The sequence below is a fragment of the Deltaproteobacteria bacterium genome, from assembly GCA_019308905.1.
GTDB lineage: Bacteria > Desulfobacterota > BSN033 > WVXP01 > WVXP01 > JAFDHF01.
Map to the genome: position 1 here is coordinate 158203 of JAFDHF010000004.1, position 23904 is coordinate 182106.

Below are 23904 nucleotides of genomic sequence, written 5' to 3' on the forward strand. Positions count from 1 at the left end.
TTTCCCGCTGATTTCCGAATACTTCCCGGCAAGAGAATGCCCCATCTAAAACCGAGCCAACCCCGGACCTGAATCCTGTTGCAAAAAGTCCTTTTCACGGTTAGATTAGATGTCGGAAGAAAAGGGGAAAAAGGGTAAAGGAGGTTCTCTGTCTGTCATGTCGTTCGAACAGGACGAAAAGAAGGGCTCGAAGAGTCCGCATTCAGGGAGCAACGAGTGGAGAGTCAGGGATTTTCTCCATATCGGCCTTGCCGGGTTCCCTAAGCAGGGGATGATCTCCATCGACGTGACCTATCGGTGCAATCTCTCCTGTGTGCACTGCTATTTCAGGAAGCAGGGGTACAGAAAGGAACTCACCGTAGACGAGTGGCTCGCCTGGTTGGAAGACAGGCGGGCCAAGGGGTACCCTTTCCTCATATGCGGCTGGCTGGGAGGAGAGCCTCTGTTGCGGCGGGAACTGCTCGAGAAGGGCCTGCCCTACTTCAAGTCGAACGTGATCTTCACCAATGGGACGTTCGAACTCGGCCCGTGGTCGGATTCGACCTTTGTGGTCTCCGTGCCCGCACTGCGGGAGCAGTACCCATCCATGACGGGGGCGGATACGAAAACCTTTGACAGGGTCATGGCCCACGCCGATCGGAAGGATCTGCGGGTGTTCATATCGTTTTGCGTGACCAGGCCCACCCTCGATCTGGTCCCCCGGGTCTTGGATGAGTGGGGCAGGACGGCTGTCTCAGGGGTCTATTTTGAATTCTATACGCCGAACCGTGGAGACGACCTCCGGTTGTGGGTCGACTGGGAAACCCGTGATCGTCTCATCTCCCGGCTCTTGAAACTGAAGAAGACTTACGGCGACTTCATCGCCAACACGCGCCAGGAACTGCTCCTGATGAAGTCCCGCAGTTTCAGGTCCATCATACTGGATTGCCCCTTTCACCGTATCGGTGCAAGCTTCGATCCCATGGGCCGGCCGAAATACCCGTGTGCTGTCGGGCCTGAGGCTGATTGCAGCCGGTGCGGCTGCATTCTACCCGCTTTCGCCGAAATCCTCTCCAAGAGACGCCTCTCGATCCGGGCCATCTGGGAAGGCGCGCGCAGGGACCTGAAAAGGCGAACCCTGAAGAGAACCCCCGGCCATTGGGATTCCCTTCTTCCCTTCACTTCTTGACAGGCAACCGGCTCCAGGATGGACGAATGGAGGCCGGAGGCCACCCGGAAAAGGATTCCCCCGAGAGGGGCAACATCCGTGAATTGCGGGCGGCCTCTTTCGCCGGAAGTCACTCGCAGGGGGGCTTGCCGCAGGGGACGTCTCTCCCGCAACAGGGAGAGCTGCTGCCGCATCTCGTTGCCGGAGTGTTCCTCGCATAGTCGGTGGCATAGAACCCCGACCCTTTGAAGATGAACCCTCCCCCTGTCCCCAGCAGGCGCCTCACCGAGCCCCCGCACTCAGGGCACGTGGATACCGGCTCGTCGGTCATGCTCTGGAAGAGCTCGAATCTATGACCGCAGGATTCACATTCGTATTCGTAGGTGGGCATTGATTCTCTCTCCTATTTCTTCAGTTCATCGAGTCTCTGCTTGACCGCTTTCAGCTGTTCCTCCAGTGCTCTTGCCTGATCCTCGAGCACGGCGGCCTCCTCCTCTTTCGTCATGTACGGCCAGGTGGGTCCCCAGAGGGGATACCAGGGCTGGCGGCCGTACCAGTACGGGTTCCAAATGTGCGGGTACCCGTACAAAAAACCCCATCCCAAGGGTCCGAGTCCGAACGGCATCAAGACCACCCCCTTCTCTGTCCACTCCGCGGTTGTGTGAAACCGGGATCTAGCGGCTCCTTCGAGCCGCAGCGCAGATCCACCGTTGGAGAATCAATAGGGAAATCCGCCGTAGAACCATGGCCGGCCGCCGTAGCCCCAGCGAGGCCAAGGCGGGTAGATCCCCCTGTAGGGAAACCCACCTCCAAACCTCCACCCATAGGGAGCGAATCCGTATCCGGGCCACGGCGAATAGCCGCGGTAACCGAACCAGGGATTCACGGCGCCCCAGTACCCCGCCCAAGCGGGGTTGCAAAAGCCTCTTCCACCACCTGTCATGGGTCCCATTCCCATTGGACCCGTCCCGTCAAGTCCTGGCATGGTGAACCTCCTTTTGATCGATTCGGTTGTAAGGCCTACGGCTCTTTAGAAGGGATAGGGAGCGATTCCATACGGGTAGTATGGAACCGGGCCGTAGGGCCACCCGCCGTAAGCTGCGGGCATGCCGAACCAGTATCGGCCCGTGCCTCTGCGCCCTCCCCAGAAGGGATAGGGATACGCTCCCATTCCCCTCCACCAGAAGCCGCGTCCGAAGAAGTGCCGTCCTCTTGGCATTGCACACACCTCCTTTGGGGGTTTGCAGAGTCCGGGGGAAGGCCCCACCTCCGGTCAAGAAACCACCGGTGATCGGGAGGCCGGGCCTTCCCCTGTCCTGTCTGATTACTTCTTCCCCGATTTCTCCTCCTTCTCGATCTCCTCTATTCTCTTCGAGATCTGATCCATCTGCTGCTCCAGCATGGAGGCCTGATTCTTCAGGAACTCAAGCTCCTGCTCGGGCGGCATCCCATAACCCGGTCCGGGAGGTGCATACCCAGGATCCCATTGACCGGGCTGAGCCCACCCGGCCTGCCATGCCGCCGCCATCTGGGGATTCGGCCATTGACCCGTCATGAGGTAGGCCGCCCCGGGCGGCAAGCCGCCCCAACCGGGAGAATACCCGAAGCGCATCCATCCCGGAAGACCCGTGGCATAGTACATGTACCTGTGTCGATATCCCATAGCCCTTTCTCCTTTCTACCTACGGCTTCCCTCTGGACGGGAAGATCGTCTCTGCCAGAGGTCTCGATCTCTGAAATATCCCCGCCGGGCTGCTGCTAACGTCCAAACGGGAACGGTCCCCGCCTGCCCATGATCCCGTGGCCGAATCCACGGCTCCCGGCAACCTGAGTTCTCACAGGACCGGGGATCGCCGACCCCATAAGGGGCCTTCTCGAGCCCTCAACCCGGTCCCGGGGAGGGGAAGTCGACCCAACCGTTCCAGCAACCCTGTAGGAACCGGCCCCAGGACCGGAGACGGGGAGTCTGACCGCACAATAACCCATCCCCCGCCCTGTCAGGGGCCCAAGCCCCCTTGGACCTGTACCGTCAAATCCGGGCATGTCTCTCACCTCCTCTTTCGGGGCATCCCTCTCCGGCGGAATCTCCACCCCCATCCCTTGCCCCATGACCCGGGCATGGCAAAGGAGCGCTGGGGAAGCCTCCCCGCGATAAACGCATCGACCACCTGATCGACGTCACCGGCGAGCCAGGGGATCAAGCGGATCCCCATGGCCTCCACCAACCTCGCGAGCCAGCCGCTGATTCCGCCGCACAACAGCACCTCGATCCCCGCCTCCCTCAACCGGTTGGCCCTGACCGCCGGGGGAAGGTAGGACCAGTCTTCGCTACCCACAGCAGTCGCAACGCCACCACCGTCGGTCTCAAAAACCAGAACCTTCTGGCACGCGTCGAAAACCGGAGAGACCCTGCCCTCATACTCTGGTATGGCTATCTTCATCTCAAACCCGGTTCTGCTTCACGCCCCTTTATTACGCAATCGCCGTGCCAGAACTACACACTTCGACGTTGGTCTCTAACATATTGACATTACTATTTAATCTTGCAATGGAGCGAGAGCAAAAATGGAGGAACCGCAAAAAGGGGTGCAGCATGCAGTAAAAGGCCGGGAAGATATGGTGCAAATTGCACCTACCTTTGCTGGCCCGGAATATCGAATTTCAGGCGCTTCATCTTGCGCCAAAGGGTGGTCTTGTCTATTCCAAGTTCTCTTGCCGCGGCGAGCCGCTTCCAATCGTGACGGGCGAGGGCGTCGTAGATGGCTCGGGCTTCTATCTCGGCAAGGGTCTTTCCCCGGGGCATGGCCTCGCTCTCGGTCCCGATCTCCCGCAAGGCCCTGGGGAGATGATGGAGCTCGATCTCACCCCCGTGACAGAGCACAAAGGCGTGTTCGATGGCGTTCTCCAGCTCTCGCACATTGCCCGGCCAGTCGTATCGCATGAAGACTCCCAGCGCCTCATGGGAAAGCCCCGTGATCCTCCTGCCCCGCAACCGGTTCATCCGGTCGATAAAATGCTCCACCAGAAGGGGGATGTCCTCTTTCCGCTCCCTGAGTGGCGGCAAGGAGATCCGGATCACGTTGATACGGAAGTAGAGATCCTGCCGAAACCGGCCTGCCCTGACCTCCTCGTCGAGATCCTTGTTGGTGGCCGCAACGACTCTCACGTCGGCTCTCACAGGTTCCGTGGAGCCGAGGGGTTCATAGACCCTCTCTTGCAGGACCCGCAAGAGGCGCACCTGGAGGGCAGGAGAGATGTCACCGATCTCGTCGAGAAAGATGGTCCCTCCCTCTGCCCGGGCAAAGCGTCCCGGCTTGTCCTTCCTGGCATCCGTGAATGCACCCGCCTTGTAGCCGAACAACTCCGACTCCAACAGGGTGTCGGGGAGGGCCCCGCAGTTGACCACCACCATGGGCTTCCTCCCCCGGGGGCTGAGGTGGTGAATGGCTCTTGCAAGGAGCTCCTTGCCCGTTCCGCTCTCCCCTTCGATGAGAACGGTGCTGTCGCTTTCGGCCACTTCGGGGAGAATCGCAAAGATCTCCATCATCCGGTGACTGCGCGAGAGGATGTCTGCAAAGGTGTACCTGGCCTCGACCTGCTTGCGCAGCTCCTCCACAACGGAGAGATCCCGGAATGTCTCCACGCCGCCGATAATCGTCCCGTTCCTGTCCCTCAGGAGGGCCGTGCTGATGCTTATGGGCACCCGCCTGCCGTCGGTCCTCAGGATGGTCACGGGCCGGTCGATAAAGGGCTTTCCCGTCTCCATCGTACGTTTGAGGGCGCAGTCGGTCTCGCAGATATCGGCCCGGAAGACCTCCCTGCACGGGCGGCCCAGGGCTTCGCCGCGGGGTACGCCTGTGATCTCTTCGGCCGCCCTGTTGAATGAGGTGACCAGGAAGTCCATGTCCACGGTAAAGACACCGTCGGCGATCGAGTCGAGGATGATGCTGGTCTCATCGGAACTGAGCGAGTGGCGGCGGCTCTGCTCCATGTCTCAGAAGACCCCTCCCATCTCAAACCTCTCCGGTCCAACTTGAAAGACGGCCACCCGGCCGCCTTCAATAAGTCGTCTCATCCCGGACCCATACGGGCAAGCCGCCCCCTGCTCGACCTAAAGGGCCTTCTCCACAGCCTCTTCCAGTCGCGATTGGGGCACGGCTCCCACTATCTGCTCTACGATCTTACCGTCCTTGAATACGATCAGGGTGGGAATGCTCATGATACCGTAACGGCCGGGGGTGGAACGGTTTTCATCCACATTCATCTTGGCCACTTTGAGCCTGCCCTTGTACTTTTTGGCCACCGCTTCAACCGCCGGAGCAACCATGTGGCACGGACCACACCAGGGAGCCCAGAAGTCAACGAGAGCGGGAATGTCAGACTTGAGGATCTCCCTTTCGAAATCCCCATCCGTGATATGAAGCTGAACCTCTTCTTCCATGAAAATCCCCCTTTCTTCTATTTCTCGCCTTTCACGGCATATCTCCACAGTTTACCACGACGGAACCCCTCGATTCCAGCACCCGGGGGGCCGAACAGTCACTGGTCGAGAATCCTGTCAGGGACGAGACCCTTCAGGTGGGGAAACGAATCCCTGGCATGGGGTATGTGCAGGGCGGCGACGAACTCATCCTGGAACCCCTCTTCGATGGTGAGTTCGATGTACTCCACCTGGCGGGCCACCCTGTCGGCCTCCCTTCTCTTCCCCTTGTCGAGGAGGGCTATTCTCGCTCCGTCCCCGGCTGCATTTCCAACAGAGCTGATCCGGGAGGGAGAGATGTCGGGCAGCATCCCGATGATCAGGGCCTCCTCCCTGTCAACATATGTACCGAAGGCTCCGGCAATCACCACCCGATCGATCCTGTCCACACCCAGACGGCGCATCATCAGCTTGGCCCCTGCGTAGATCGCAGCCTTTGCGAGCTGGATCTGCCGGATGTCGCCCTGAGTGATCGCGATATCCCTGCCGATGGAGGTCTCATTGCTCCAGGCAATGACGAATTCAGGCATCCCGTCCCTGTTCTCCCGGAGCCTCGGAGTCTTGACCTCCCTGTTGAAGGCGCCGCTCTTCCGGACGATTCCGGTCCTGTAGAGCTCACCCAGCACGTCGAGAATCCCGGATCCGCAGATACCCTTTGTTCCCATCTCCTCCGGCTCGGAGAACAGGCTCCAGGTCTCCCTCCCTATCACCTTGTAGTTGACTTCAAAGTTCTCAGGGTCGATCCTCACCCGCTCGATGGCTCCTGGCGCCGCCCTCATCCCAAAGGTGATCTGAGCCCCTTCGAGGGCCGGGCCCGTGGCACAGGAAGCAGAGACCATTCTCCTGCGGTTTCCGAGGATGAGTTCCCCGTTGGTCCCGATATCGATTATCAGGCGGATCTTTTCCTTCCGGTAGGGCTCTTCACAGATGAGGACTCCCACGTTGTCCGCTCCCACGAAACCGGCCTCTATCGGCAGCACGTGAACATAGGAGGACCGGTTGATTTCGATTCCCAGGTCTCTGGCCTTGATGTCAACGGAACTGTGTATGGCCGGGACAAAGGGGGAGGCCCCGATGTGCCTGGGCTCTATCCCCAGGAGGATATGATGCATGGCCGTGTTTCCCACAAGACTCATGTCGAGGATATCTTCCCGGTCTATTCCGAGCCTCGCAACCGTCCGCTCGATCATCTCGTTCAGGCCTTTGATGATGAGGCTGCTCATCTCCTGGAGCCCACCTTCAGGATGGGTCGTTGCATAGGTGATCCGGGCCATCACATCCTCGCCAAAGGTCACCTGGGGATTCATCATCGATTCGGTGGCCGCCACCTTCCCCGTGCTCAGGCTGCACAGATAGGCCGCCACCGTGGTGGTCCCCACATCGACAGCCATTCCCCAGCTCTCCTCGAGACGTCCGGGCAGTACCCGGATAATCTCCCGATCGTTCCAGACGGCGGCCGTCACCTTCCAACCGGCCTTCCGGACGATATCCGGAAGGCCCGCAAGAGCCGGATAATCGATGACGAGGCCTTTCAGACCGTGCTCCTGATTGAGCCTTTCGGCAAGCCGCTCGAAGTCACCCACGGGGTCATCAAGACTGGGTCTCGGGAGTTCCACATAGTAGAGTCTCACGGCCGGGTCGTGCTTGATCTTGATATCCCTGGCTGTCTTGCGTATGACCTGTTCGACGGCCCTGCTCTCTTCCGGCACAAAGGCAAGAACATCCCCCCTGACCCTTGCCGCACAAGCCAGCCGAAAGCCCTCCTTTCTGGCCCGGCCGTCGATGAATCTCTCTTCCGATGCCTGCCATTCAGACAGATGGGACATCCCGGATGTGATACCGAGTCTCTCGAAACGCCCTTCCTCCACTTTCACCCTGCATTTGCCGCAGCGCTGCGTGCCGCCGCAGACCGATTCAATATCCACGCCCAGTTCCCTCGAAGCCTCAAGCAGGGTCTTCCCCTCCTCCACCTCCCCCCGTCTGCCCGAGGGCTGAAACACGACTCTGAATTTTCTCGATTCCACTCCCTTGCCTCCTCGAATCTGTAGTTCCGACCATCCTCTCCGGGCTTCACAGAGAGGCCCGGTGCCTCGAAAAATACCTGAAAGCCGCTATCATCCGGCTCCCATACCAGGAAAAGTACTCTCCATCGACAATCCGGATATTCACCTTCCCTGCGTATTCGGCATCGACCCCGCCGAGCAGTGACCGGAGAAGGTCCGCGTGCCTCCTCCTGAAGGGAAACGGCTCGGTCGATAGGAACACGGCATCCGGCCTGAGCCGTGCCAGATCCTCGATGGTCACGGCCGGATAGCCCCCCCTCCTCTCCCGGCCCGGACCCGAAATCGGGGGGCGATCGGCCACGTTCTCGTAACCTAGAATCCTTATTATATCCCCGATATAAGTCTCCCCCCCTGCAACAATCCAGGGATCCTGCCACACCACGTAAGCCACGGTCCCGCGGCCTTCTCCGCGGATCCTCGCCATGGACGCCCGCACGCTCTCGATCAACCGCCGTGCCCGCCCCCGGGCATGGAAGAGGCGGCCGAGCCGGGCCACATCTCCGAGAGCCTCGTCCACGCTTCGGGGTCCTGTTACGAAGACCCGGGAGGCCGGCCAGTGCCCGTCCATCTCCTCCACATCCTCTTTTCGGTTCTCCTCCCTGTCTGCGATGATCAGGTCCGGATCGAGCTCAAATATCCGTTCTAGGTTCGGATCCCTGGGCCCGCCCACCGTCTCAACACCCTCCACCCTGCCCCTGGGATGGATGCAGTAGTCGGTCCGGCCGGCGATCTCCTCCCGGCTCAGCCCGAAGTAGAAGAGAGTCTCTGTCCAACTCGGTACCAGGGATACTACTGAGAAGGGTTTCTCAAGGGGTTGAAAAGAGAAGCCACGGATATCGACGATCCCTTCCCCTCCGGTCCTCAACCTTCCGGCCCTCTGAGAATCTCCGCCATGGCCTCCAGGGCCGAACCGGCCATCTCGCGGTATTCCAGGCCCCGCTCCCTCAAGGCATCCCTCATATTCTCACCGAATCTCCCGCCCACCACAACACCGACCCCCCTGTCGGCCAGCATCTTGGCGACGGCAAAACCGGCTCCACCGCCCCCACGGCTGAAGGGATTCGCCACCACCTCGACAAGGCCGCCCCCTTCCCCGAAAATCAGATAGAACCTCGCCCTGCCGGGCCTCGGGCTTATCTGGCTCTTCGCGTCCCGGCCGATCGCCGCTACGGCGACTTTCACTGGTGCCCTCCCTGGACCACCTTGCCGACGACGACCCCGTTGATTACGGAAAAGACAACCATATAGATCGACAGGACGAGGGTGAAGGGCCATCCGAAATAGTATACCATCATCGGCAGGAGGGGTATCTTGATGGACCGGTTGTAGAGAAAGGCCGCAATGAGGGATTCCTTCATTCCCCTCTCTTTCAGGTCGCTGAGCAGGGGGTACCACATGTAGATCGGGCCCGAAGAGACGATGCCCCCTGAAATCGCCAGAAGCCATCCCTTGAGGCCGGACTGCCTGCCGAGGAGCCTGCCGATCTTTTCAGGATCGAGGACGAGGTGGACGACAAACATCATACCGAAAACCAGCACCAGCAGAGGGGCGATCCTGACGACGAGTCTTCCAAGGGCCACCAGGACATGCCCCAGGAGTGCAGGGTTCACGAAACCGAGAACCGCGTAGCAGGCAACGGCAGACAGGAGAAAGACCGTGCCCCCGCCGATTTTTTCTCCCACAGGACCGGTCATAACCACCCCAGTGTAAGAACCGTGCAGACCGCAATGATCACCGAAGCGCCGTAGGCAACCAGGTTTCGCACGAGGGCGAACCTCCTGCCCAACATGAACGCTTCGGCCGGAAGCTGGACGACCCCCACGGTCATCCAGGCCACGATAAAGGCCGTTACGGCAAGCATGCTGATACCCTGGAGTCTGAGCTCCCCCCCTATCACGTAACTCGTCAGAGGGTTGCCTGCCGCGACGCTACCCACGGTGGCCCCTATCAAGGGATCCAGGATCCGATCCCCCGTAAAAATCCTCCCGTAGAGGTCCCTTGGAACCAGGGTGAAGACCAGAGCAAGAAACATCAAGACGCCGAGCAGAATCGGAGCGCTTCTCTTGAGACTCCGGATGGTTCTCGTGAAGGCCTGCTTTTTCCTCTTTGAAATCATGATGATCCCCGCTCAGGCAAGACCAGACTCGCCAGGATCTCCGAGATATCCATCACCCTCATCCCGCCCTCGGTACCTTCGGCCTTGGCCGCGTCATCGAGCATGGTCAGGCAGACAGGGCAGGCCACCGCCAGAATGTCCGCACCTGTATCGAGAGCCTCCCTGACCCTGATTCTCGCCGGACTGTTGGGTTCGGAGCCGAAAAAATCCGTGTAGAAGTTACCGCCGCCACCGCCGCAACAGAAGGAATTCTCCCTGTTTCTCTCCATCTCCACGAGTTCGACCCCTGGAATGCTTCTCAGGATCTTCCTCGGAGCCTCATACTCCTGGTTGTACCTTCCAAGAAAGCAGGAATCATGATAGGTGACCCGAGCCTCGACCCCCTTGGACAGGTCTATCCTTCCATCCACGACCATCTCTACAAGAAGCTGGGTGTAGTGCTTCACCTCGAAGTTGCCGCCGTACGCTGGATATTCGTTTTTCATCGCGTTGTAGGCATGAGGAGAGAGGGTCACCACCCTCTTCACGCCGAGACCGGTAAACCTCCGGATGTTCTCTCCGGCAAGGATTTCGAAAAGCCCTCTCTCGCCGAGCAGCTTCACCTCGTTGCCCTCACAGGTCTCTCCGCTCCCGAGGATTCCAAAGGAGAGCCCGCTTGCAAGCAGTACCTCCCCCAGGGCTCTCGCCATCTCGATTCCTCTCGTGTCGAAAGAGCCCATGCAGCCGACATAGTAGAGGAAATCCTCACCCCTTTCGTACTCCCCTATCCCGGTACCCTCTGCCCACAGGCCTCTCTTCTGCCTGGGCTCGGCCCACGGATTGCCGTACTTGTAGACATTTTCAAGAAAATCCCCGACCTCTCGAGGCACCAGGCTCCTCTCCACGCATTCCTCCCTCAGGGCTGCGAACACGTCGAGTATGTAGTCCTTATAGGATACCGGGCACTGCTCGACACACGCTCCGCACACCGCACAGCGGTATACCACTTCTGCCAGTGAACGGGACCAGGCCAGGCTGCCCTTCAATAGCTGTCCGGCTATTATCGCCTTCCCTCTAGAGTAGTACTCGTCAAAGCCGAACCTCTCCCCTGCAGGACAACAGGGGAGGTAAGTCGTGCCGGCCTGCCTGCAGTTTCCACACAGCCGGCACAGATGGACAGTCTCCCTGTAATCGCCCAGAGGCAATCTCAGCTCCCCCATGCCCCCCGTGGCTTCCCCTACAGGGCCAGCCTTCCGGGGTTCATTATCCTTTTGGGATCAAGGGTCTGTTTGACCCGTCTCATCAACTCCAGGAAGTTCGGATCCCCCCTCTTCCACATCTCTTCGCAGGCAAACGAGGGCGCCTTGTAGACCAGGCCACCGCAGTCCAACACGACCTGGACGACCTCCCTTGCTATCTTTCGGACAGCCTCAACGTCCTTTTCGTCGCCCCGGTTGTAAGGCATCAGGGCCCGCATCATACCCTGAAGGGTTCCCCTGTATATGGCGAGTCTGATGTAAGGGGTGAAGCCGTGCCTGTCGAAGATCTCGTTGAGTCTCTTGATCCCCTGGGGCCAGTTGATAATCGGGGTTATGCTCCCGATATAGTCCAGGCCCCCGCCTCCCCTATGGTCGGAGTATTTCAGGGCGTACCTGGTGGGCATTTCTACCTTGACCCTTTCTGTGACATCCGTGCATGCCACGGGGAGTCCCTCCTCTATCCCTTCCCTGACCAGGCTTTCAAGGATCTTCTTTTTCATGGCCAGCTCTTCCCGGCTGAACCCGTAGAGTGTAGCGGAGAAGTAGAGTTCCGGTTCCTCCCTCGGTTTAGGCGGCAGCGGGTATTTCAGGCCTCTCCCGATCTGGACCGCACCCCAACTGTGGCCGGAAATGTCGTGGGCCAGGCCCAACCTGGCGACTTTCATCAAGAAACGGGCAGAGCTCTCAGGCAGGGGTTCCTCATGAGGAGTGAACATGCCCCAGCCGACCATATCCTTGAATCCTGGCCTCGGGTATATGTTTATTCCGAGTTTGGTTACGATTCCCGTGGTTCCCTGCCAGCCGAGAATAAGCCCCATTAGATCGGGGATAGGGGTGCGGTGAAACCAGTAAGGCGAGACCGCGCATCCCCCCAGCCTGACGAGTTCCCCGTCCGGCATGACAACCTCCATGCCCGTGATCTGTTCTGAATTGATGCCGAACTTCCCCCCGAGGTGGCCGTAGCCGTGCAGGATGTATCCTGGTACAAGCCCGGCAGAGCCCGGCGGACCCACCGGCAGGGACACCCAGTACCCCCTCTTCTTCAACTCCGCATCGAGTCGTCCTATCGTCACTCCCGGCTCTATGACGGCGTAATCTATGTCCTCATTGATCTCGATTATCCTGTCCATCTTGTGGAGGTCGACGACTATCCCTCCCTCCACCGGAATAGTCAGCCCCCCCGTGCTCGACATGCCAACCACCGGAACCAGGGGAACCCCCTCCCTGTTGGCCAGGCGAACCAGTTCCTGGATCTGTTCCACCCGGGTGGCCATCGCAACATAGTCGGGTTGCGAAGGGGGATTGGTCGTTGAATCGCGCGCATAGCACTCCAGTATGTGGGGCTCCCTGGAAACGTTTCCCTCTCCGACGATGCCCTCAAGTAGGTCGTAGACCCTGTCTCCACTCATAGGCTCCCCCTTCCAACCCCTGGGAGTACCGCGAATACTACAATGCCGCTCCGGTTTTGTAAACAGAGAGCAACGGCACCTGCTGGCAACAAGGCGGCCCCCGTCTGTTCGGTGTACCATAAACCATGCCAATACCACTGCCGCCTCCGGAGACCCATACCCCACACGGAGGGCGCCTTACTCCGGCCCTCCGCCCCAGCACTGCTCGTATGCCTGTCGCCCCGGCTTTGGGGGAGCGAAGCCGCGCAGGAGGAACATGGGTTTTCCCTGGATTCCTCCCCTCACGGACAGGCGTGGTTTTGCTGAAGCATTGCAACGTTTTTTCTGCAACAGTTGCATATCTGCAACGCCATCGTTCCAGCCTCCGGCACTCTCGCGGTGCCAACATATCGATATCACAGGGATGTTTTTACTTCCTCGGAGATATCCTCTCTGGCATGCTTCGTGCTGCCCTCGTCTCAACAAGGAGTTGCTATGAATGTAGCGATCCCCCTTTTCGGTTCGAGAATCTCTCCGAGGTTTGATTTCTGTCAGGAGCTATTGATCGTGACTATCGAAGATGGGATAATTGTAGATAAAAAAACGGTCTCCATCTCGAGCCTGACCCCCTTGCAGAGGATCGCCGAACTGAGCAACCGAAACGTGAAAACCATCATCTGCGGGGGGATCAATCGTTTGGTGCAAAGCCACCTGAGAAACAACGGGATCTCGGTGATCTACGACGTGATGGGAGAGGCCGAGGAGGCCCTCGACCGGTACCTGAAGGGGCGACTCCGACCCAGGGCCTTCTGTGAAAGTCGGCGCAAAAGAGCCTCCAAAAGGGGAACCGGTGCTCCATGGCAGTTGTTTCCTCCCGGCAAGAGAAGCGGCGGCTCTGTTAAGAAGGAGGACAAGAATGAGTGACAAGTGCGACCCCGGCGAGAACTGCCAAACCTGCAGCCACTCTGCAAGCTGCAGCGCAGATGAAAAGGCGGCGCACACCGAGCAGAGACTCACCCAGAAGCTCACGGCGATCAAACACAAGGTCATGGTCATGAGCGGAAAGGGCGGGGTCGGAAAGAGCACGGTGGCCATCAATCTGGGGGCGGTCATGGCCCGCCAGGGTCTGGAAACTGGGATACTCGATGCAGACATCCATGGCCCGAATGTGCCCAAGATGCTCGGGGTCGATGCCAGACCGCTGGTAGGGGCAGAGCACGGCATCAGGCCGGTGGAAGCTCTGCCCCATCTGAAACTGATCTCCATGGCCTTTTTTATCGGAAGCCCCGACAACCCGGTCGTGTGGCGAGGCCCCCTTAAACACAGCGCCATCCAGCAGTTCATAAGCGATGTGGAATGGGGGAGACTCGACTGTCTTATCATCGATCTTCCCCCCGGCACCGGGGACGAGGCCCTGAGCACGGCCCATGTTCTGAAAAAGGTGGACGGCTCGATCATCGTGACAACCCCGCAGGATGTGGCGCTTCTCGACTCCCGCAAGGCCGTCAACTTCAGCAGAACCATGGGAATCCCGGTCATCGGCATCGTGGAGAACATGGCAGGCCTCACCTGCCCCCACTGCGGCAAACCGATTCCCCTCTTCAAGGTTGGCGGTGGGGAGAAGGCTGCCCTCCAATTGAGGGTGCCCTTTCTCGGTAGAGTACCCATCGATCCCGACGTGGTTGCCGACTGCGACAGCGGCGTTCCCGTGGTCATCGGTCACTCCCATTCTCCGGTGGCCGAGGCCTTCGAGAAGATCGCCGCTTCATGCCGGGCCTATGTGGACAGCCGGGCCGACTTCGCGGGTGTCCAGAAATCTCAGGCACGCCCGTGACAGGGGGATCCCGACCCTGCCGGCATCGGGCGAGCAGACCCGCGAAGAAAAAGAAAGCATGGAGGAGAGAGGATGAAGAGAATAGCCCTTGCCTGTGAAAATGATGCAGGCCTCGAAAGCGAAGTGAGTGCTCACTTTGGACGGTGCCCTTACTATGCCATCGTGGCGGTGGAGGACAGTGACATCTGTGAGACGGAGGTTGTGGAAAACCCATACTTCCAGGCTCACCAGCCAGGGGTGGTCCCCGAGTTCATCCGATCTCGGAATGTAGACGTTATGATCGCCGGTGGGATGGGTCCGAGGGCCATCGACCTGTTCAACCAGTTCGGCATCGAGGTCGCCACCGGCGTCCAGGGCAAGGTCAAGAACGTCGTCGCAGCCTATCTCGGCGGCCGGATATCAGGGGTGTTCCCCTGTGAGCACCACGACCACTAGGGAAAAACCCGGCAGATCCATGAAGGGCGAGATGTGGCAGGCCGCCAAGCCCGCATGGGAGTCGGAACGGAAGTCACGGGAGGAGATCGGATGAAAGTCGTCGTTACGGCCTCGGGAAGCACGCTCGATTCACCGGTGGACCCACGGTTCGGCCGATGTGGTTACTTCGTCTTTGTCGACCCTGATTCTCTCCAGTTCGAGGCCTTTGCCAATGAAAGCGCCATGGCCTCCGGCGGGGCCGGCATTCAGGCCGCCCAGTTCGTGGCCAATCGGGGAGCAGAAGCGGTCATTACCGGCAATGTCGGTCCCAACGCTTCGACGACTCTCAATGCCGCGGGCATCCCGGTCTTTCTCGGCGCCACCGGGACGGTGAGAGATGCCGTGGAAATGTACAAACAGGGAAGACTTCAATCCGCCTCAGGCCCCTCTGTAGCAGGCCATTTTGGGATGGGCCAGGCGGGTGCCGGTGCCGCGCCGGGCGGTCCTGGGGGAGGCGGCATGGGAATGGGCATGGGTATGGGCAGAGGCATGGGTATGGGCCGGGGTATGGGTCGAGGCATGGGTATGGGCCGGGGCTCCATGGCCGGTGCTCAGCCCGTCCAGCCAGCAGGCCCTGTGCAGCAGGACATGGAGGCCCTGAAATCCCAGATGAAGGCCCTCCAGGATCAGATGGAAAAGATCTCTGAAAAGCTCGATGAGCTGAGCAAGAGGCCGAAAGAACCGGGCAAAGGGAGAGAGGGATGATAGTGTGTGTCAGTGCAGCCGGCCGGGGCCTTGAGGCCGCTGTCGATCCCCGCTTCGGCCGGTGTGGTTTTTTTGCATTCATAGACACCGAAACCCTGGAGTACCGCTGCCTGGCAAACCCGGGAGCATCGAGTGCAGGAGGTGCAGGTCCGGAGGCTGCCCGGTTCATTGCCGGTGAGGGCGCCGAGGCCGTGATAACCGGTCAGGTCGGGCCCAATGCCCTGACCACCCTTAATGGGCTCGCCATCAGGATTTATGAGACGAGCGGCGGAACGGTAGGGGAGGCGGTGGACCGGTTCAAAGAGGGCTCTCTGAAAGAGATCCTGGACCGGAGAGTCCGGTTCTAGAGGAAGGAGGAAGGGAGATGCCAAGAGGAGACGGAACGGGCCCGCCCTGGGGCGGCGGTCCGGGAACAGGGAGAGGAATGGGAAGGGGAGGCGGTCGAGGAGCCGGCAGAATGGGCGGAACCAGGGCAGGAGCCGGACCCGGTGGTGAGTGTGTGTGCCCTTCTTGCGGGACAACGGCTCCCCACCAGGCAGGAGTGCCCTGCTACCAGCAGCACTGCCCCAAATGTGGAACCCCCATGGTAAGGGGCTAGCAATCACCTTGAGCCCCGGGGCTCGGCGGTCCGGCTCTGCGATCCCCTCCTGCGGAGGATCGACTGAACCGGAGGGGGTGTCCTGTGTCGCGGGCCCGCCCCGGAGAAAACCATGACCCGTGTGGAACCGATGGTCCAGTCCGGGCAACTGTCTCAGCGGGAAAGGAGACTCCAGCGGCAGGGCTGGAAAAGGCAGTTCATTGCGAGTGAGCCGCGGCTCAGCGAGGCGGTGGAGCTCTACCGGGAGGCAGGATACGAGGTTCACCTAGAGCCCTTGGGCCGCGGGGTAGATCCCGGGGGCTGCAATGGCTGTACGGTCTGTTTCGACGGTTTCGAGGACCGCTACAGGGTGATTTACACCCGACACAAGAAAGAGTCTCCAAGACTCGAAGACGACCTCTGGTAGGGCGGTCGATGGCGCGGCAGGCCAGAAGGGCATTCTATGATCTGTTTTCCCGTTTTTACGATCCCCTTATCCGCATCCATTCCGGGGACAGGGAGGGAAGGTTGAGGCGGTTCATGGTCGAAAAGACGGGGATCGGCCCCCAGGGCAGGGGGCTCGATCTTTGCACAGGGACCGGTGCCGTTGCGATCGAGCTCGGCCGGGCCGCAGGGGAGAAAGGTTTTGTGGTGGGCCTCGACTTCTCAGGCGGTATGCTTCGCAAAGGGAGAGAGAAGGCCCGGTGCCTGGGATTCGGGAGGGTCTCTTGGGTCGAGGCGGATGCCGCGTCCCTCCCACTCAAAGACGCCTCCTTCGATGCTGTCACCTGTTCACATGCCATGTACGAATTGCCGGAGGATGTCCGCCGCAGTGTAATGGTCGAAGCGCGGAGAGTGCTCAAAGAGGGCGGCCGTTTCTGCATGATGGAGCACGAGATTCCAGGGAATCCCCTTGTCAGGCTGCTCTTCAGGATCAGGATCCTCTCCTTCGGATCGAGCGGCGCCTGGTCGTTCATACGTGCCGACACGCGGCCTTTTGCAGAGGTGTTTGGCTCGGTTTCCAAGGCGACAGCCCCCTCGGACAAGTCGAAGGTTATCTGCGGCGAGAAAAGAGAGATAGGGAGAACCTGTTGATAATATCGATAGCCAGCGGCAAAGGCGGAACCGGAAAGACGACGGTAGCGGTAAACCTGGCGCTGTCCCTGGGCGATGTACAGTTCATGGACTGCGACGTTGAAGAGCCCAACGCCCACATTTTCCTGAAGCCCTCGATAGAGGAGACGGTTTCTGCGGCCATTCCGGTCCCGAAGGTCGATCTTCAGAAGTGCAACTACTGCGGCAAGTGCAGCGAAGCATGCGAGTTTCACGCCATCGTCGTGGTGAAAGAGGCCCTCCTCACATTCGAGGAACTCTGCCACGGCTGCGGGGCCTGTTCATACGTGTGCCCTGAGAAGGCGATCGGCGAAGAGGACAAAGAGATCGGGAGGATCGAGATCGGCCACGCCGGAAGGATCCGTTTTGTTCAGGGCATCCTCAATATCGGTGAGCCCATGGCAACCCCGGTCATACGGAAAGAGAAGCGCCTCCTTCTGCCTTCGGAGGTAACCATTCTCGATGCACCTCCAGGGACGTCCTGTCCCGTAATCGAAACGGTAAAGGGTTCGGACTTCTGCCTTCTCGTAACCGAGCCCACCCCCTTTGGGTTGAATGATCTGGAACTGGCCGCCGGGATGGTCAGGAAAATGGGGGTCCCCATGGGTGTCGTGATCAACCGGGCAGATGTAGGCGGCCCTGGAGTGAAGGAGTTCTGCCGGAGAGAGGGGATCCCGGTGGTAATGGAGGTGCCTATGGACAGGCGGATCGCGGAATCCTATTCGAGGGGCATACCGGTGGTGGAGGTCCTGCCCGACTACCGGTCCCGCTTTCTCTCTCTTTTCAAGGAGATCACGAACCTCGTCGAAGCAGAGACCAGGCACGGGAAGGAGGGGGGAGACCTTGTCAGAAGAGAGCTCCTATGAAGCCGATCAAGATGATTTCGGCTATATCACATACAACGAGAAGATGATCGACCACTTCCTCAACCCCAGGAACGTGGGAGAAGTCGAAAACCCGGACGGGGTGGGCACCGTCGGAGATCCGACCTGCGGGGATTTCCTCCGCGCCACCATCAGGGTTGAGGACGGCCGGATCCGGGAGTTCAGGTTTCTCACCCAGGGATGTCCCGGAGCCATTGCCACCTCCAGCATTGCCACGGAAATCGCCATCGGGAAGACCCTCTCAGAGGCCCTCCAACTCAATGATAACGACGTGATCAATGCGGCAGGGGGAATTCCTGCGAGAAAAGTCCACTGCTCGCTCCTGGCCATCCGAGGCCTGCACGAGGCGATCCGGGACTATGCCGAGCGGCACGGCAGGCAGAAAGGGAAAGGCCATGAAACAGCTGACCATCATTAGCGGGAAGGGGGGAACCGGGAAGACCACCATCACCGCAGCTTTTGCCCTGTTGGCCCGCCGCAAGGTAATGGCTGACTGTGACGTGGACGCAGCGGATCTCCACCTGCTCTTGAACCCGGAACTCCGCCAAACAGTCGAGTTCTATGGTGGAAGATCGCCTGTCGTGGACCAAGAGAAATGTACCAGGTGCGGTATCTGCACGGATCTCTGCCGTTTTGACGCGATAAAGGACGGGGTCGTGGACCTCGTCTCCTGTGATCATTGCGGACTCTGTGTCTACGGGTGCCCGGAGGATGCGATCACGATGAGAGAGAATCATTCGGGCAGTTGGTTCGTCTCCGAGACCGCCTACGGCCTCCTGGTTCATGCCAGGCTCGGAATCGGGGAGGAAAACTCGGGCAAACTGGTGACCGCGGTGAGGAAAAAGGCCTCCGAGATTGCGGAAAACGAGGGCCTCGACCTCGTCATCATCGACGGGCCGCCCGGGGTCGGGTGCCCTGTGATGGCATCTGTGGCAGGGGTGGATATGATTCTCTCCATCAGCGAACCGACCCTCTCGGGGATGCACGATCTGAACAGGGTTTTGGATCTTGCCGGTCATTTCAAGATCCCTGCCAGGGTGTGCATCAACAAGTTCGATATCAATCCAGAGATCACGGCGGAGATCGAGCGGGAATGCCGGGACAAAGGCGTGGAAGTTGTGTCGAAGCTCCCCTTTGACCGGTGTGTGGTCGATTCTCTCGTCATGAGAAAAACGGTTATCCAACATCCCTGTGGAGAGTTCACGAGCCGGATCAGGGATATGTGGGAGAGGATAGAGGCGGACTTGAGCTGAGGTCTGCCGGGAACCAAGGAGAGACGAGCCATGTGTGAAACCAATGCCTATCTGGTGAAAGAGGGGAATGAGGAACTGATCATGGAGGATGTGGCCCTGGCGCGGCCAAAAGACGGGAAGCTCGAGTTGAAGGATATATTCGGCGAAGAGAAGATTGTTCCCGGAAACATCAAGGAGATCCAATTCCTGAGTCACAAGATGCTGATCGAATAGAGAGGCCACGGCCTGGGGTTGCAAGAAAGAGAAGACTCCCAATGAGACCTTTGGAAAAGGCGGTGTGTATAGTTCTGACCCTCTTTATCACTCCCGCCGCCGCCATGGGCGGACCAGAGCAATGGAGAGATCCTCCCCTTTCCTCTGTGACGATAACGGTCCTTTACGACAATAACCCCTTTGTTCCGGGTCTGAGGAGGGAATGGGGTTTTTCGGCCCTCGTCGAGTCGGAAGGCCGATCGATTCTCTTCGATACCGGAGGGGACGGGAAGACCCTACTCCACAACATGAAGAAGCTGGGAAAAGACCCGGGGGCGGTCGGCACGGTCGTCATCTCTCATGGCCACGGTGATCATACCGGGGGACTGGACAGTATCGTCGAGGTCGCAACCCGCCCGAGGGTCTTTCTTCCCGGGAGTCTTCCGCAAGGCTATTCAGAGGCACTCAGGGTCCGGGGAGCCGATGTTGCGCGTGTCTCAGGCCCCACGAGGATACTGGCCGGAGTCTATTCCACGGGCGAGATGGGAGAGATCATCCCCGAACAGGCCCTCATCCTAAGCACGAAGCCCGGTCTGGTTGTGATCACCGGTTGTGCACATCCGGGAATCGTCAGCATGGTCAGAAGGGCGAAGGCCTTGCTCAAGAGGAAGGTCTTCCTCGTCATGGGGGGGTTCCACCTGCTCTCAAGCAGCCCTGGCCGGATTGAATCGGTTGTTGAGGACTTCAGGCAGATGGGTGTGCAGAAGGTGGCGCCCTGCCACTGCACGGGTGACGAAGCACGGAGACTCTTTGAACACGCGTACCTGGGCGACTTCATCCGGGCCGGAGTGGGCAGGGCGATCGAGATTCGGTGAGACAGGGTGGAGTCTGCCGCAAGGGGGGGACTTTTTGTTTTTCTCCGGTTTTTGGTCTTGAAGAATTTCTACGATGGGTTATCATCTTGAAAGGCGGTCCGACTTGGCTTGCATGGGTTTACCTCGTGAATCCCGCCTGCTCCAACAGCGCCGGCCGATGGTGGGGCCGGAGGTTTGGTGGTCAAGGCAATTCCCCGACAGGGAGGAGTCCGCAAGGCCGGCAAGCGGACTCATCGAGCGGAAAGGAGGTTTTGGACATGGAGAGACCCACATTTGAAAGAAATCCTGGGTTGCGGAAGGGATGGCTGTCTCTGGGAATCCTGCTGCTTGTGTCCGGGGTACTCGTGCTGAGCGCCCGGGCCTCTTCTGAACAGAGCAGTTGCCTGTCGTGCCATACCGACTCCAGGAAACTCATCAGGCTGAGCCAGGATATTCTGAAGAAACATCCCCCTGTCAAGTCCGAAGCCATAAAGGGCGAAGGGTGAGGGGGTGAGCTGGCTCCGTTGGAGCTATACGAAAAGGTTCTGGTGGAAGATGAGTTTCTCGAGTCAGATCACGGTGACATAGCTTGTGTAGACTGCCACGGGGGCAACCCGGAGGACAACAACTGGGAGACCGCCCATAAGGGGCTCGTCAAGGACCCCACCTTCCCCGACGCTTCAAAGGCCTGCGGCGATTGTCATGAGGACATTGTGGAGACCGCAAAGTCGAGCCTCCACGTCACCCTCCTGCCGTATCGTCTCATCATCGGCAAACGGGCCACCCAGGATCCATCGGTCAAAAAGGCCCTCGAAAAGGCCATGGGCAAACACTGCATGGAGTGCCACTCGAGCTGCGGCCAGTGCCATGTGAGCAGACCCGATTCCGTGGAGGGAGGACTCGTTCAGGGCCACAAATTCATGAAGACCCCGCCCATGGGGACCAACTGCACCTCCTGTCACGGAAGCAGGTTGGAGAAGGAGTTCACCGGCAAGAACCCCGGCATACCCGGTGACGTCCACTTCGTCAAGGAGAACATGGAATGCGTCTCCTGTCACAAGGCCGGGGAAATGCACGGCGACGGCAACAGGTACCCGACCATGCACGAAGTCATGAGCGGTCCGAAGTGTGTGGACTGCCACAAGGATGCGGGTAGCGCCACATCCAAGAAAAAAGTGCACAGGCTTCATCACGAGACCGTCAAATGTACGGTCTGCCATTCCCTCCAGTACAAGAACTGCTACGGGTGTCACGTGGGTACCGACGAAAAGGGACTCCCCTACTTTCAAACAGACCAGACCGTGATGGACTTCAAGATCGGCCTCAATCCAAAGATCACCGAGGAGCAGCCTTACAAGTTCGTTACGGTGCGGCACGTCCCGACCAATCCGGGGCTTTTCGACTTCTATGTGAAGGGGGGACTGAAGAACTTCGACCAGGTTCCGACCTGGAAGCCTGCAACGCCCCACAATATCCAGTTGAAGACCCCGCAGAACAAGAGCTGCAGGTCCTGTCACAAGAAAAAGAAGCTCTTTCTCACCGAGAAGGACGTGAAACCCGAAGAGAGGGCGGCCAATCGATCGGTCATCGTACCGAAATCCGCGATACCTACAAAGACAAAGAAGAAGTGAGGCCCAGGGCTTTCCTTGGGTCTCCTTGTACCGGGAGTTCCACAAAGTCCCAGAGAAAGGAGGTGAGAAACCATGGCAAGGAATCGATTCCTGAGAGGCATTCTGGCCATTTCGCTACTGTTTGCCCTGGTCCTGTCTTTTGGCTGTGCAACAACCCAAAAGACCATGACCACCCAGGAGATGGTGACCGAGGCCAGGAAACACATAGAGCAGGTTTCCGTGGCCGAGGCCAAGGCGGAGTTCGACGCAGGCAAAGCCGTCTTCCTGGATGTGAGGGAACAATCCGAGTGGCAAAAGGGCCATGTCCCGAATGCCAAGCACCTGCCGAGGGGTCTGCTCGAGTTCAAGATCTCCAAGGTGATACCTGACAAGTCGGCTCGGATCATCGTTTACTGCAAGACCGGCGGGAGATCTTCTCTTGCGACGAGCACCCTGAAGCGTCTCGGGTACACCAATGTCGCCAGCATGTCAGGTGGCTGGAAAGCCTGGGTCAAGGCCGGAAATCCGGTCCAGTAGAGGCCCTGGTGGAGAGAGGGGGGCGGTTCCCCCTCTCGTTCAATCGACAGACGGCCCGCTGGAGACCGGTTGATTTACCTCCCGGTCTCATATTCCCCTCTTTCCTGAAAAACGGGCGGTCAAGGACAGAGATAAGACTCTCGGCGAGGAAATCATGAACCAGGATCTTCTACCCACATGTTCGAAATGCAGTGTCGAAAACAGGATCTGCGAGTCGGAATTGGGCCGGGGCCCTGCCTTCTGCCCCACCCTGAACAGGCATGCCGTGGTGGAACGTGCCAACAGAGAGTACGAGAAGCCGGAAATCAGGGAGTTCGCGCGCCAGGCAAGCATTCAGGAGGGGGAGTGCTACATCAACCGGGGGGTGGATCCCTATGTTCTCCATCCGGTGAAACCCAGGATCCAGGAGACCTGTGAGTTCGCCAAGAAGATGGGGTTCAAGAGGATCGGGATCGCCTTCTGCTCGGGCCTTCACCACGAGGCCTCGATCCTGACCAGGATACTCGAGGCCCAGGGGTTCGAGGTGGTCTCTGTGGTCTGCAAGACCGGAAGGACGCCCAAGGAAACGATCGGCATAAAGGAGGAAGAAAAGATAGAGATCGGGAAGTTCGAATCAATGTGCAGTCCCATTGCCCAGGCCATGATTCTCAATCACGAAAAGACCGATTTCAACATCCTCCTCGGCCTCTGCGTGGGACACGATTCCCTGTTTCTCAAGTACGCCGAGGCCTTCAGCACCGTCCTGATCGTCAAGGACCGCGTTCTGGGACACAATCCCGCGGCCGCCCTGTATACGACAGACAGTTACTACGCCAGGCTGAAGAGGGAAGGGTTCTGATGCAACCGATCATGGAGTTCCGTGTTGAAGGAGGAAAGCGATGAGCGCGGGGTCGGAAAAGGGACGGATCGTAGGAGTCTGCTCGAGTCATCACCCCCAGGCCCCCAAGAAGAACATCGACCAGGGCATGCTGAGGGAGGATTGGGGGCTCGAAGGGGACTCGCACGCCGGCACCAAGCGCCAGGTGAGCCTCCTCGCCTCTGAGGACATCGAGGCTGCCTGTGAGAAACGCCGAATTCATGCCCCCCCGGGTGCCTTTGCCGAGAATATCACCACCAGCGGCATCGATCTGGGGAGGATCCGCGTCGGAGACCGGCTCCGTCTGGGGGAGGCGGTGATCGAAGTCGTAGCCGTGGGCAAGGATCCCTCCGAGCCGCGTACGTACTCCTACTGCGGAATTTCGCTCCTCCCTGAAAAGGGGGTCTTCACCAGGGTGGTCCGTAGCGGTCAGGTAAAGGTCGGCGATACGGTAGAGTTGGATTCTCGTGGGCGCGGCGGGCGGCCGCAACCACGGAAAGTCCCTGGCAGAGAAGTGCGCCGCCTATGAGCTCTCCGCTGATTCTCTATCCCGGGTGCATGGTTCTGGCCCGATTCCCGAGTA

33 protein-coding genes are annotated in these 23904 nt (G+C 59.3%); 18 read left to right on the forward strand and 15 right to left on the reverse strand.

The features are described from left to right. Positions 1 to 157: 157 nt before the first annotated feature. A complete protein-coding gene (locus JRJ26_03150; GenBank protein ID MBW2056474.1) occupies positions 158 to 1168 on the forward strand; it encodes a radical SAM protein in 1011 nt (336 codons plus the stop codon). A gap of 109 nt (positions 1169 to 1277) precedes the next feature. Here JRJ26_03150 and JRJ26_03155 read toward each other — a convergent pair whose 3' ends face one another. The 15 genes from JRJ26_03155 to JRJ26_03225 all read right to left on the reverse strand — a co-directional run bounded on the left by JRJ26_03155 (position 1278) and on the right by JRJ26_03225 (position 12453). Further along, entirely contained in the window at positions 1278 to 1538 is a 261-nt protein-coding gene (locus JRJ26_03155) for a zinc ribbon domain-containing protein (protein ID MBW2056475.1), read from the reverse strand. A 12-nt stretch (positions 1539 to 1550) separates the two neighbouring features. Beyond that, a complete protein-coding gene (locus JRJ26_03160; protein MBW2056476.1) occupies positions 1551 to 1772 on the reverse strand; it encodes a DUF5320 domain-containing protein in 222 nt (73 codons plus the stop codon). Positions 1773 to 1865: 93 nt separating this feature from the next. Further along, the gene (locus JRJ26_03165; protein MBW2056477.1) at positions 1866 to 2132 is read right to left on the reverse strand and encodes a DUF5320 family protein; all 267 of its coding nucleotides are present in this window, start codon (positions 2130 to 2132) and stop codon (positions 1866 to 1868) included. A gap of 45 nt (positions 2133 to 2177) precedes the next feature. Beyond that, positions 2178 to 2366, reverse strand: a complete 189-nt coding sequence (locus JRJ26_03170) for a hypothetical protein (protein ID MBW2056478.1) — start codon at positions 2364 to 2366, stop codon at positions 2178 to 2180. 105 nt (positions 2367 to 2471) lie between these two features. Further along, complete coding sequence (locus JRJ26_03175; GenBank protein ID MBW2056479.1) at positions 2472 to 2810, reverse strand: DUF5320 family protein; 339 nt, start codon at positions 2808 to 2810, stop codon at positions 2472 to 2474. Positions 2811 to 3195: 385 nt separating this feature from the next. Beyond that, positions 3196 to 3588 (reverse strand): NifB/NifX family molybdenum-iron cluster-binding protein, encoded by a 393-nt coding sequence (locus JRJ26_03180; protein MBW2056480.1) that lies wholly within the window; start codon positions 3586 to 3588, stop codon positions 3196 to 3198. A gap of 191 nt (positions 3589 to 3779) precedes the next feature. After that, the gene (locus tag JRJ26_03185; GenBank protein ID MBW2056481.1) at positions 3780 to 5138 is read right to left on the reverse strand and encodes a sigma 54-interacting transcriptional regulator; all 1359 of its coding nucleotides are present in this window, start codon (positions 5136 to 5138) and stop codon (positions 3780 to 3782) included. 120 nt (positions 5139 to 5258) lie between these two features. Next, positions 5259 to 5588 (reverse strand): thioredoxin, encoded by a 330-nt coding sequence (gene trxA / locus JRJ26_03190; protein ID MBW2056482.1) that lies wholly within the window; start codon positions 5586 to 5588, stop codon positions 5259 to 5261. Between the two features lie 98 nt (positions 5589 to 5686). After that, positions 5687 to 7651, reverse strand: coding sequence for a DUF4445 domain-containing protein (locus JRJ26_03195; protein MBW2056483.1), 1965 nt, complete (start codon positions 7649 to 7651; stop codon positions 5687 to 5689). A gap of 46 nt (positions 7652 to 7697) precedes the next feature. Next, complete coding sequence (locus tag JRJ26_03200; protein ID MBW2056484.1) at positions 7698 to 8555, reverse strand: ABC transporter substrate-binding protein; 858 nt, start codon at positions 8553 to 8555, stop codon at positions 7698 to 7700. Continuing rightward, positions 8552 to 8872, reverse strand: coding sequence for a hypothetical protein (locus tag JRJ26_03205; GenBank protein MBW2056485.1), 321 nt, complete (start codon positions 8870 to 8872; stop codon positions 8552 to 8554). Before JRJ26_03205 ends, JRJ26_03200 begins: the two co-directional genes overlap by 4 nt. Then, positions 8869 to 9384, reverse strand: coding sequence for a permease (locus JRJ26_03210; GenBank protein ID MBW2056486.1), 516 nt, complete (start codon positions 9382 to 9384; stop codon positions 8869 to 8871). The genes JRJ26_03205 and JRJ26_03210 overlap by 4 nt, the downstream gene beginning before the upstream one ends. Continuing rightward, entirely contained in the window at positions 9381 to 9806 is a 426-nt protein-coding gene (locus JRJ26_03215) for a hypothetical protein (protein MBW2056487.1), read from the reverse strand. Before JRJ26_03215 ends, JRJ26_03210 begins: the two co-directional genes overlap by 4 nt. After that, the gene (locus JRJ26_03220; protein ID MBW2056488.1) at positions 9803 to 11005 is read right to left on the reverse strand and encodes a (Fe-S)-binding protein; all 1203 of its coding nucleotides are present in this window, start codon (positions 11003 to 11005) and stop codon (positions 9803 to 9805) included. The genes JRJ26_03215 and JRJ26_03220 overlap by 4 nt, the downstream gene beginning before the upstream one ends. A gap of 17 nt (positions 11006 to 11022) precedes the next feature. Beyond that, positions 11023 to 12453, reverse strand: a complete 1431-nt coding sequence (locus tag JRJ26_03225) for an FAD-binding oxidoreductase (GenBank protein MBW2056489.1) — start codon at positions 12451 to 12453, stop codon at positions 11023 to 11025. A gap of 474 nt (positions 12454 to 12927) precedes the next feature. Here JRJ26_03225 and JRJ26_03230 point away from each other — a divergent pair, with 474 nt between their 5' ends. The 17 genes from JRJ26_03230 to JRJ26_03310 all read left to right on the forward strand — a co-directional run bounded on the left by JRJ26_03230 (position 12928) and on the right by JRJ26_03310 (position 23850). Then, complete coding sequence (locus JRJ26_03230) at positions 12928 to 13356, forward strand: NifB/NifX family molybdenum-iron cluster-binding protein (GenBank protein MBW2056490.1); 429 nt, start codon at positions 12928 to 12930, stop codon at positions 13354 to 13356. Beyond that, on the forward strand, positions 13349 to 14266 hold the full coding sequence (locus JRJ26_03235) for an Mrp/NBP35 family ATP-binding protein (GenBank protein ID MBW2056491.1): 918 nt from the start codon (positions 13349 to 13351) through the stop codon (positions 14264 to 14266). Before JRJ26_03230 ends, JRJ26_03235 begins: the two co-directional genes overlap by 8 nt. 72 nt (positions 14267 to 14338) lie before the next feature. Then, positions 14339 to 14701 (forward strand): NifB/NifX family molybdenum-iron cluster-binding protein, encoded by a 363-nt coding sequence (locus tag JRJ26_03240; GenBank protein MBW2056492.1) that lies wholly within the window; start codon positions 14339 to 14341, stop codon positions 14699 to 14701. 90 nt (positions 14702 to 14791) lie between these two features. Then, a complete protein-coding gene (locus JRJ26_03245) occupies positions 14792 to 15445 on the forward strand; it encodes a NifB/NifX family molybdenum-iron cluster-binding protein (GenBank protein ID MBW2056493.1) in 654 nt (217 codons plus the stop codon). Continuing rightward, entirely contained in the window at positions 15442 to 15792 is a 351-nt protein-coding gene (locus JRJ26_03250; protein MBW2056494.1) for a NifB/NifX family molybdenum-iron cluster-binding protein, read from the forward strand. The genes JRJ26_03245 and JRJ26_03250 overlap by 4 nt, the downstream gene beginning before the upstream one ends. A gap of 363 nt (positions 15793 to 16155) precedes the next feature. Next, positions 16156 to 16449, forward strand: coding sequence for a hypothetical protein (locus tag JRJ26_03255; protein MBW2056495.1), 294 nt, complete (start codon positions 16156 to 16158; stop codon positions 16447 to 16449). Positions 16450 to 16457: 8 nt separating this feature from the next. Further along, a complete protein-coding gene (locus JRJ26_03260) occupies positions 16458 to 17117 on the forward strand; it encodes a class I SAM-dependent methyltransferase (GenBank protein MBW2056496.1) in 660 nt (219 codons plus the stop codon). Continuing rightward, positions 17114 to 18001, forward strand: a complete 888-nt coding sequence (locus tag JRJ26_03265) for an ATP-binding protein (protein ID MBW2056497.1) — start codon at positions 17114 to 17116, stop codon at positions 17999 to 18001. The genes JRJ26_03260 and JRJ26_03265 overlap by 4 nt, the downstream gene beginning before the upstream one ends. A 43-nt stretch (positions 18002 to 18044) precedes the next feature. Next, entirely contained in the window at positions 18045 to 18437 is a 393-nt protein-coding gene (locus tag JRJ26_03270) for an iron-sulfur cluster assembly scaffold protein (protein ID MBW2056498.1), read from the forward strand. Then, positions 18415 to 19272, forward strand: coding sequence for an ATP-binding protein (locus JRJ26_03275; GenBank protein ID MBW2056499.1), 858 nt, complete (start codon positions 18415 to 18417; stop codon positions 19270 to 19272). Before JRJ26_03270 ends, JRJ26_03275 begins: the two co-directional genes overlap by 23 nt. 30 nt (positions 19273 to 19302) lie before the next feature. Beyond that, entirely contained in the window at positions 19303 to 19485 is a 183-nt protein-coding gene (locus JRJ26_03280; protein MBW2056500.1) for a CooT family nickel-binding protein, read from the forward strand. Positions 19486 to 19526: 41 nt separating this feature from the next. Beyond that, complete coding sequence (locus tag JRJ26_03285; GenBank protein ID MBW2056501.1) at positions 19527 to 20339, forward strand: MBL fold metallo-hydrolase; 813 nt, start codon at positions 19527 to 19529, stop codon at positions 20337 to 20339. 257 nt (positions 20340 to 20596) lie between these two features. Beyond that, positions 20597 to 20824 (forward strand): hypothetical protein, encoded by a 228-nt coding sequence (locus tag JRJ26_03290; GenBank protein ID MBW2056502.1) that lies wholly within the window; start codon positions 20597 to 20599, stop codon positions 20822 to 20824. Positions 20825 to 20842: 18 nt separating this feature from the next. Then, entirely contained in the window at positions 20843 to 21949 is a 1107-nt protein-coding gene (locus tag JRJ26_03295) for a hypothetical protein (GenBank protein ID MBW2056503.1), read from the forward strand. Between the two features lie 165 nt (positions 21950 to 22114). Beyond that, on the forward strand, positions 22115 to 22465 hold the full coding sequence (locus tag JRJ26_03300) for a rhodanese-like domain-containing protein (GenBank protein ID MBW2056504.1): 351 nt from the start codon (positions 22115 to 22117) through the stop codon (positions 22463 to 22465). Positions 22466 to 22619: 154 nt separating this feature from the next. Continuing rightward, positions 22620 to 23303, forward strand: coding sequence for a DUF1847 domain-containing protein (locus JRJ26_03305; GenBank protein ID MBW2056505.1), 684 nt, complete (start codon positions 22620 to 22622; stop codon positions 23301 to 23303). A gap of 40 nt (positions 23304 to 23343) precedes the next feature. Then, complete coding sequence (locus JRJ26_03310; GenBank protein MBW2056506.1) at positions 23344 to 23850, forward strand: MOSC domain-containing protein; 507 nt, start codon at positions 23344 to 23346, stop codon at positions 23848 to 23850. Positions 23851 to 23904 lie beyond the last annotated feature (54 nt).

What these genes read in the sequence shown, in the direction of transcription:
- JRJ26_03150 (MBW2056474.1), top strand. Translation starts at nt 158, where the DNA reads ATGTCGTTCGAACAGGACGAAAAGAAGGGCTCGAAGAGTCCGCATTCA.
- JRJ26_03155 (MBW2056475.1), bottom strand. Translation starts at nt 1,538, where the DNA reads ATGCCCACCTACGAATACGAATGTGAATCCTGCGGTCATAGATTCGAG.
- JRJ26_03160 (MBW2056476.1), bottom strand. Translation starts at nt 1,772, where the DNA reads ATGCCGTTCGGACTCGGACCCTTGGGATGGGGTTTTTTGTACGGGTAC.
- JRJ26_03165 (MBW2056477.1), bottom strand. Translation starts at nt 2,132, where the DNA reads ATGCCAGGACTTGACGGGACGGGTCCAATGGGAATGGGACCCATGACA.
- JRJ26_03170 (MBW2056478.1), bottom strand. Translation starts at nt 2,366, where the DNA reads ATGCCAAGAGGACGGCACTTCTTCGGACGCGGCTTCTGGTGGAGGGGA.
- JRJ26_03175 (MBW2056479.1), bottom strand. Translation starts at nt 2,810, where the DNA reads ATGGGATATCGACACAGGTACATGTACTATGCCACGGGTCTTCCGGGA.
- JRJ26_03180 (MBW2056480.1), bottom strand. Translation starts at nt 3,588, where the DNA reads ATGAAGATAGCCATACCAGAGTATGAGGGCAGGGTCTCTCCGGTTTTC.
- JRJ26_03185 (MBW2056481.1), bottom strand. Translation starts at nt 5,138, where the DNA reads ATGGAGCAGAGCCGCCGCCACTCGCTCAGTTCCGATGAGACCAGCATC.
- trxA (MBW2056482.1), bottom strand. Translation starts at nt 5,588, where the DNA reads ATGGAAGAAGAGGTTCAGCTTCATATCACGGATGGGGATTTCGAAAGG.
- JRJ26_03210 (MBW2056486.1), bottom strand. Translation starts at nt 9,384, where the DNA reads ATGACCGGTCCTGTGGGAGAAAAAATCGGCGGGGGCACGGTCTTTCTC.
- JRJ26_03215 (MBW2056487.1), bottom strand. Translation starts at nt 9,806, where the DNA reads ATGATTTCAAAGAGGAAAAAGCAGGCCTTCACGAGAACCATCCGGAGT.
- JRJ26_03220 (MBW2056488.1), bottom strand. Translation starts at nt 11,005, where the DNA reads ATGGGGGAGCTGAGATTGCCTCTGGGCGATTACAGGGAGACTGTCCAT.
- JRJ26_03225 (MBW2056489.1), bottom strand. Translation starts at nt 12,453, where the DNA reads ATGAGTGGAGACAGGGTCTACGACCTACTTGAGGGCATCGTCGGAGAG.
- JRJ26_03230 (MBW2056490.1), top strand. Translation starts at nt 12,928, where the DNA reads ATGAATGTAGCGATCCCCCTTTTCGGTTCGAGAATCTCTCCGAGGTTT.
- JRJ26_03235 (MBW2056491.1), top strand. Translation starts at nt 13,349, where the DNA reads ATGAGTGACAAGTGCGACCCCGGCGAGAACTGCCAAACCTGCAGCCAC.
- JRJ26_03240 (MBW2056492.1), top strand. Translation starts at nt 14,339, where the DNA reads ATGAAGAGAATAGCCCTTGCCTGTGAAAATGATGCAGGCCTCGAAAGC.
- JRJ26_03245 (MBW2056493.1), top strand. Translation starts at nt 14,792, where the DNA reads ATGAAAGTCGTCGTTACGGCCTCGGGAAGCACGCTCGATTCACCGGTG.
- JRJ26_03250 (MBW2056494.1), top strand. Translation starts at nt 15,442, where the DNA reads ATGATAGTGTGTGTCAGTGCAGCCGGCCGGGGCCTTGAGGCCGCTGTC.
- JRJ26_03255 (MBW2056495.1), top strand. Translation starts at nt 16,156, where the DNA reads ATGACCCGTGTGGAACCGATGGTCCAGTCCGGGCAACTGTCTCAGCGG.
- JRJ26_03260 (MBW2056496.1), top strand. Translation starts at nt 16,458, where the DNA reads ATGGCGCGGCAGGCCAGAAGGGCATTCTATGATCTGTTTTCCCGTTTT.
- JRJ26_03270 (MBW2056498.1), top strand. Translation starts at nt 18,045, where the DNA reads ATGATCGACCACTTCCTCAACCCCAGGAACGTGGGAGAAGTCGAAAAC.
- JRJ26_03275 (MBW2056499.1), top strand. Translation starts at nt 18,415, where the DNA reads ATGAAACAGCTGACCATCATTAGCGGGAAGGGGGGAACCGGGAAGACC.
- JRJ26_03280 (MBW2056500.1), top strand. Translation starts at nt 19,303, where the DNA reads ATGTGTGAAACCAATGCCTATCTGGTGAAAGAGGGGAATGAGGAACTG.
- JRJ26_03285 (MBW2056501.1), top strand. Translation starts at nt 19,527, where the DNA reads ATGAGACCTTTGGAAAAGGCGGTGTGTATAGTTCTGACCCTCTTTATC.
- JRJ26_03290 (MBW2056502.1), top strand. Translation starts at nt 20,597, where the DNA reads ATGGAGAGACCCACATTTGAAAGAAATCCTGGGTTGCGGAAGGGATGG.
- JRJ26_03300 (MBW2056504.1), top strand. Translation starts at nt 22,115, where the DNA reads ATGACCACCCAGGAGATGGTGACCGAGGCCAGGAAACACATAGAGCAG.
- JRJ26_03305 (MBW2056505.1), top strand. Translation starts at nt 22,620, where the DNA reads ATGAACCAGGATCTTCTACCCACATGTTCGAAATGCAGTGTCGAAAAC.
- JRJ26_03310 (MBW2056506.1), top strand. Translation starts at nt 23,344, where the DNA reads ATGAGCGCGGGGTCGGAAAAGGGACGGATCGTAGGAGTCTGCTCGAGT.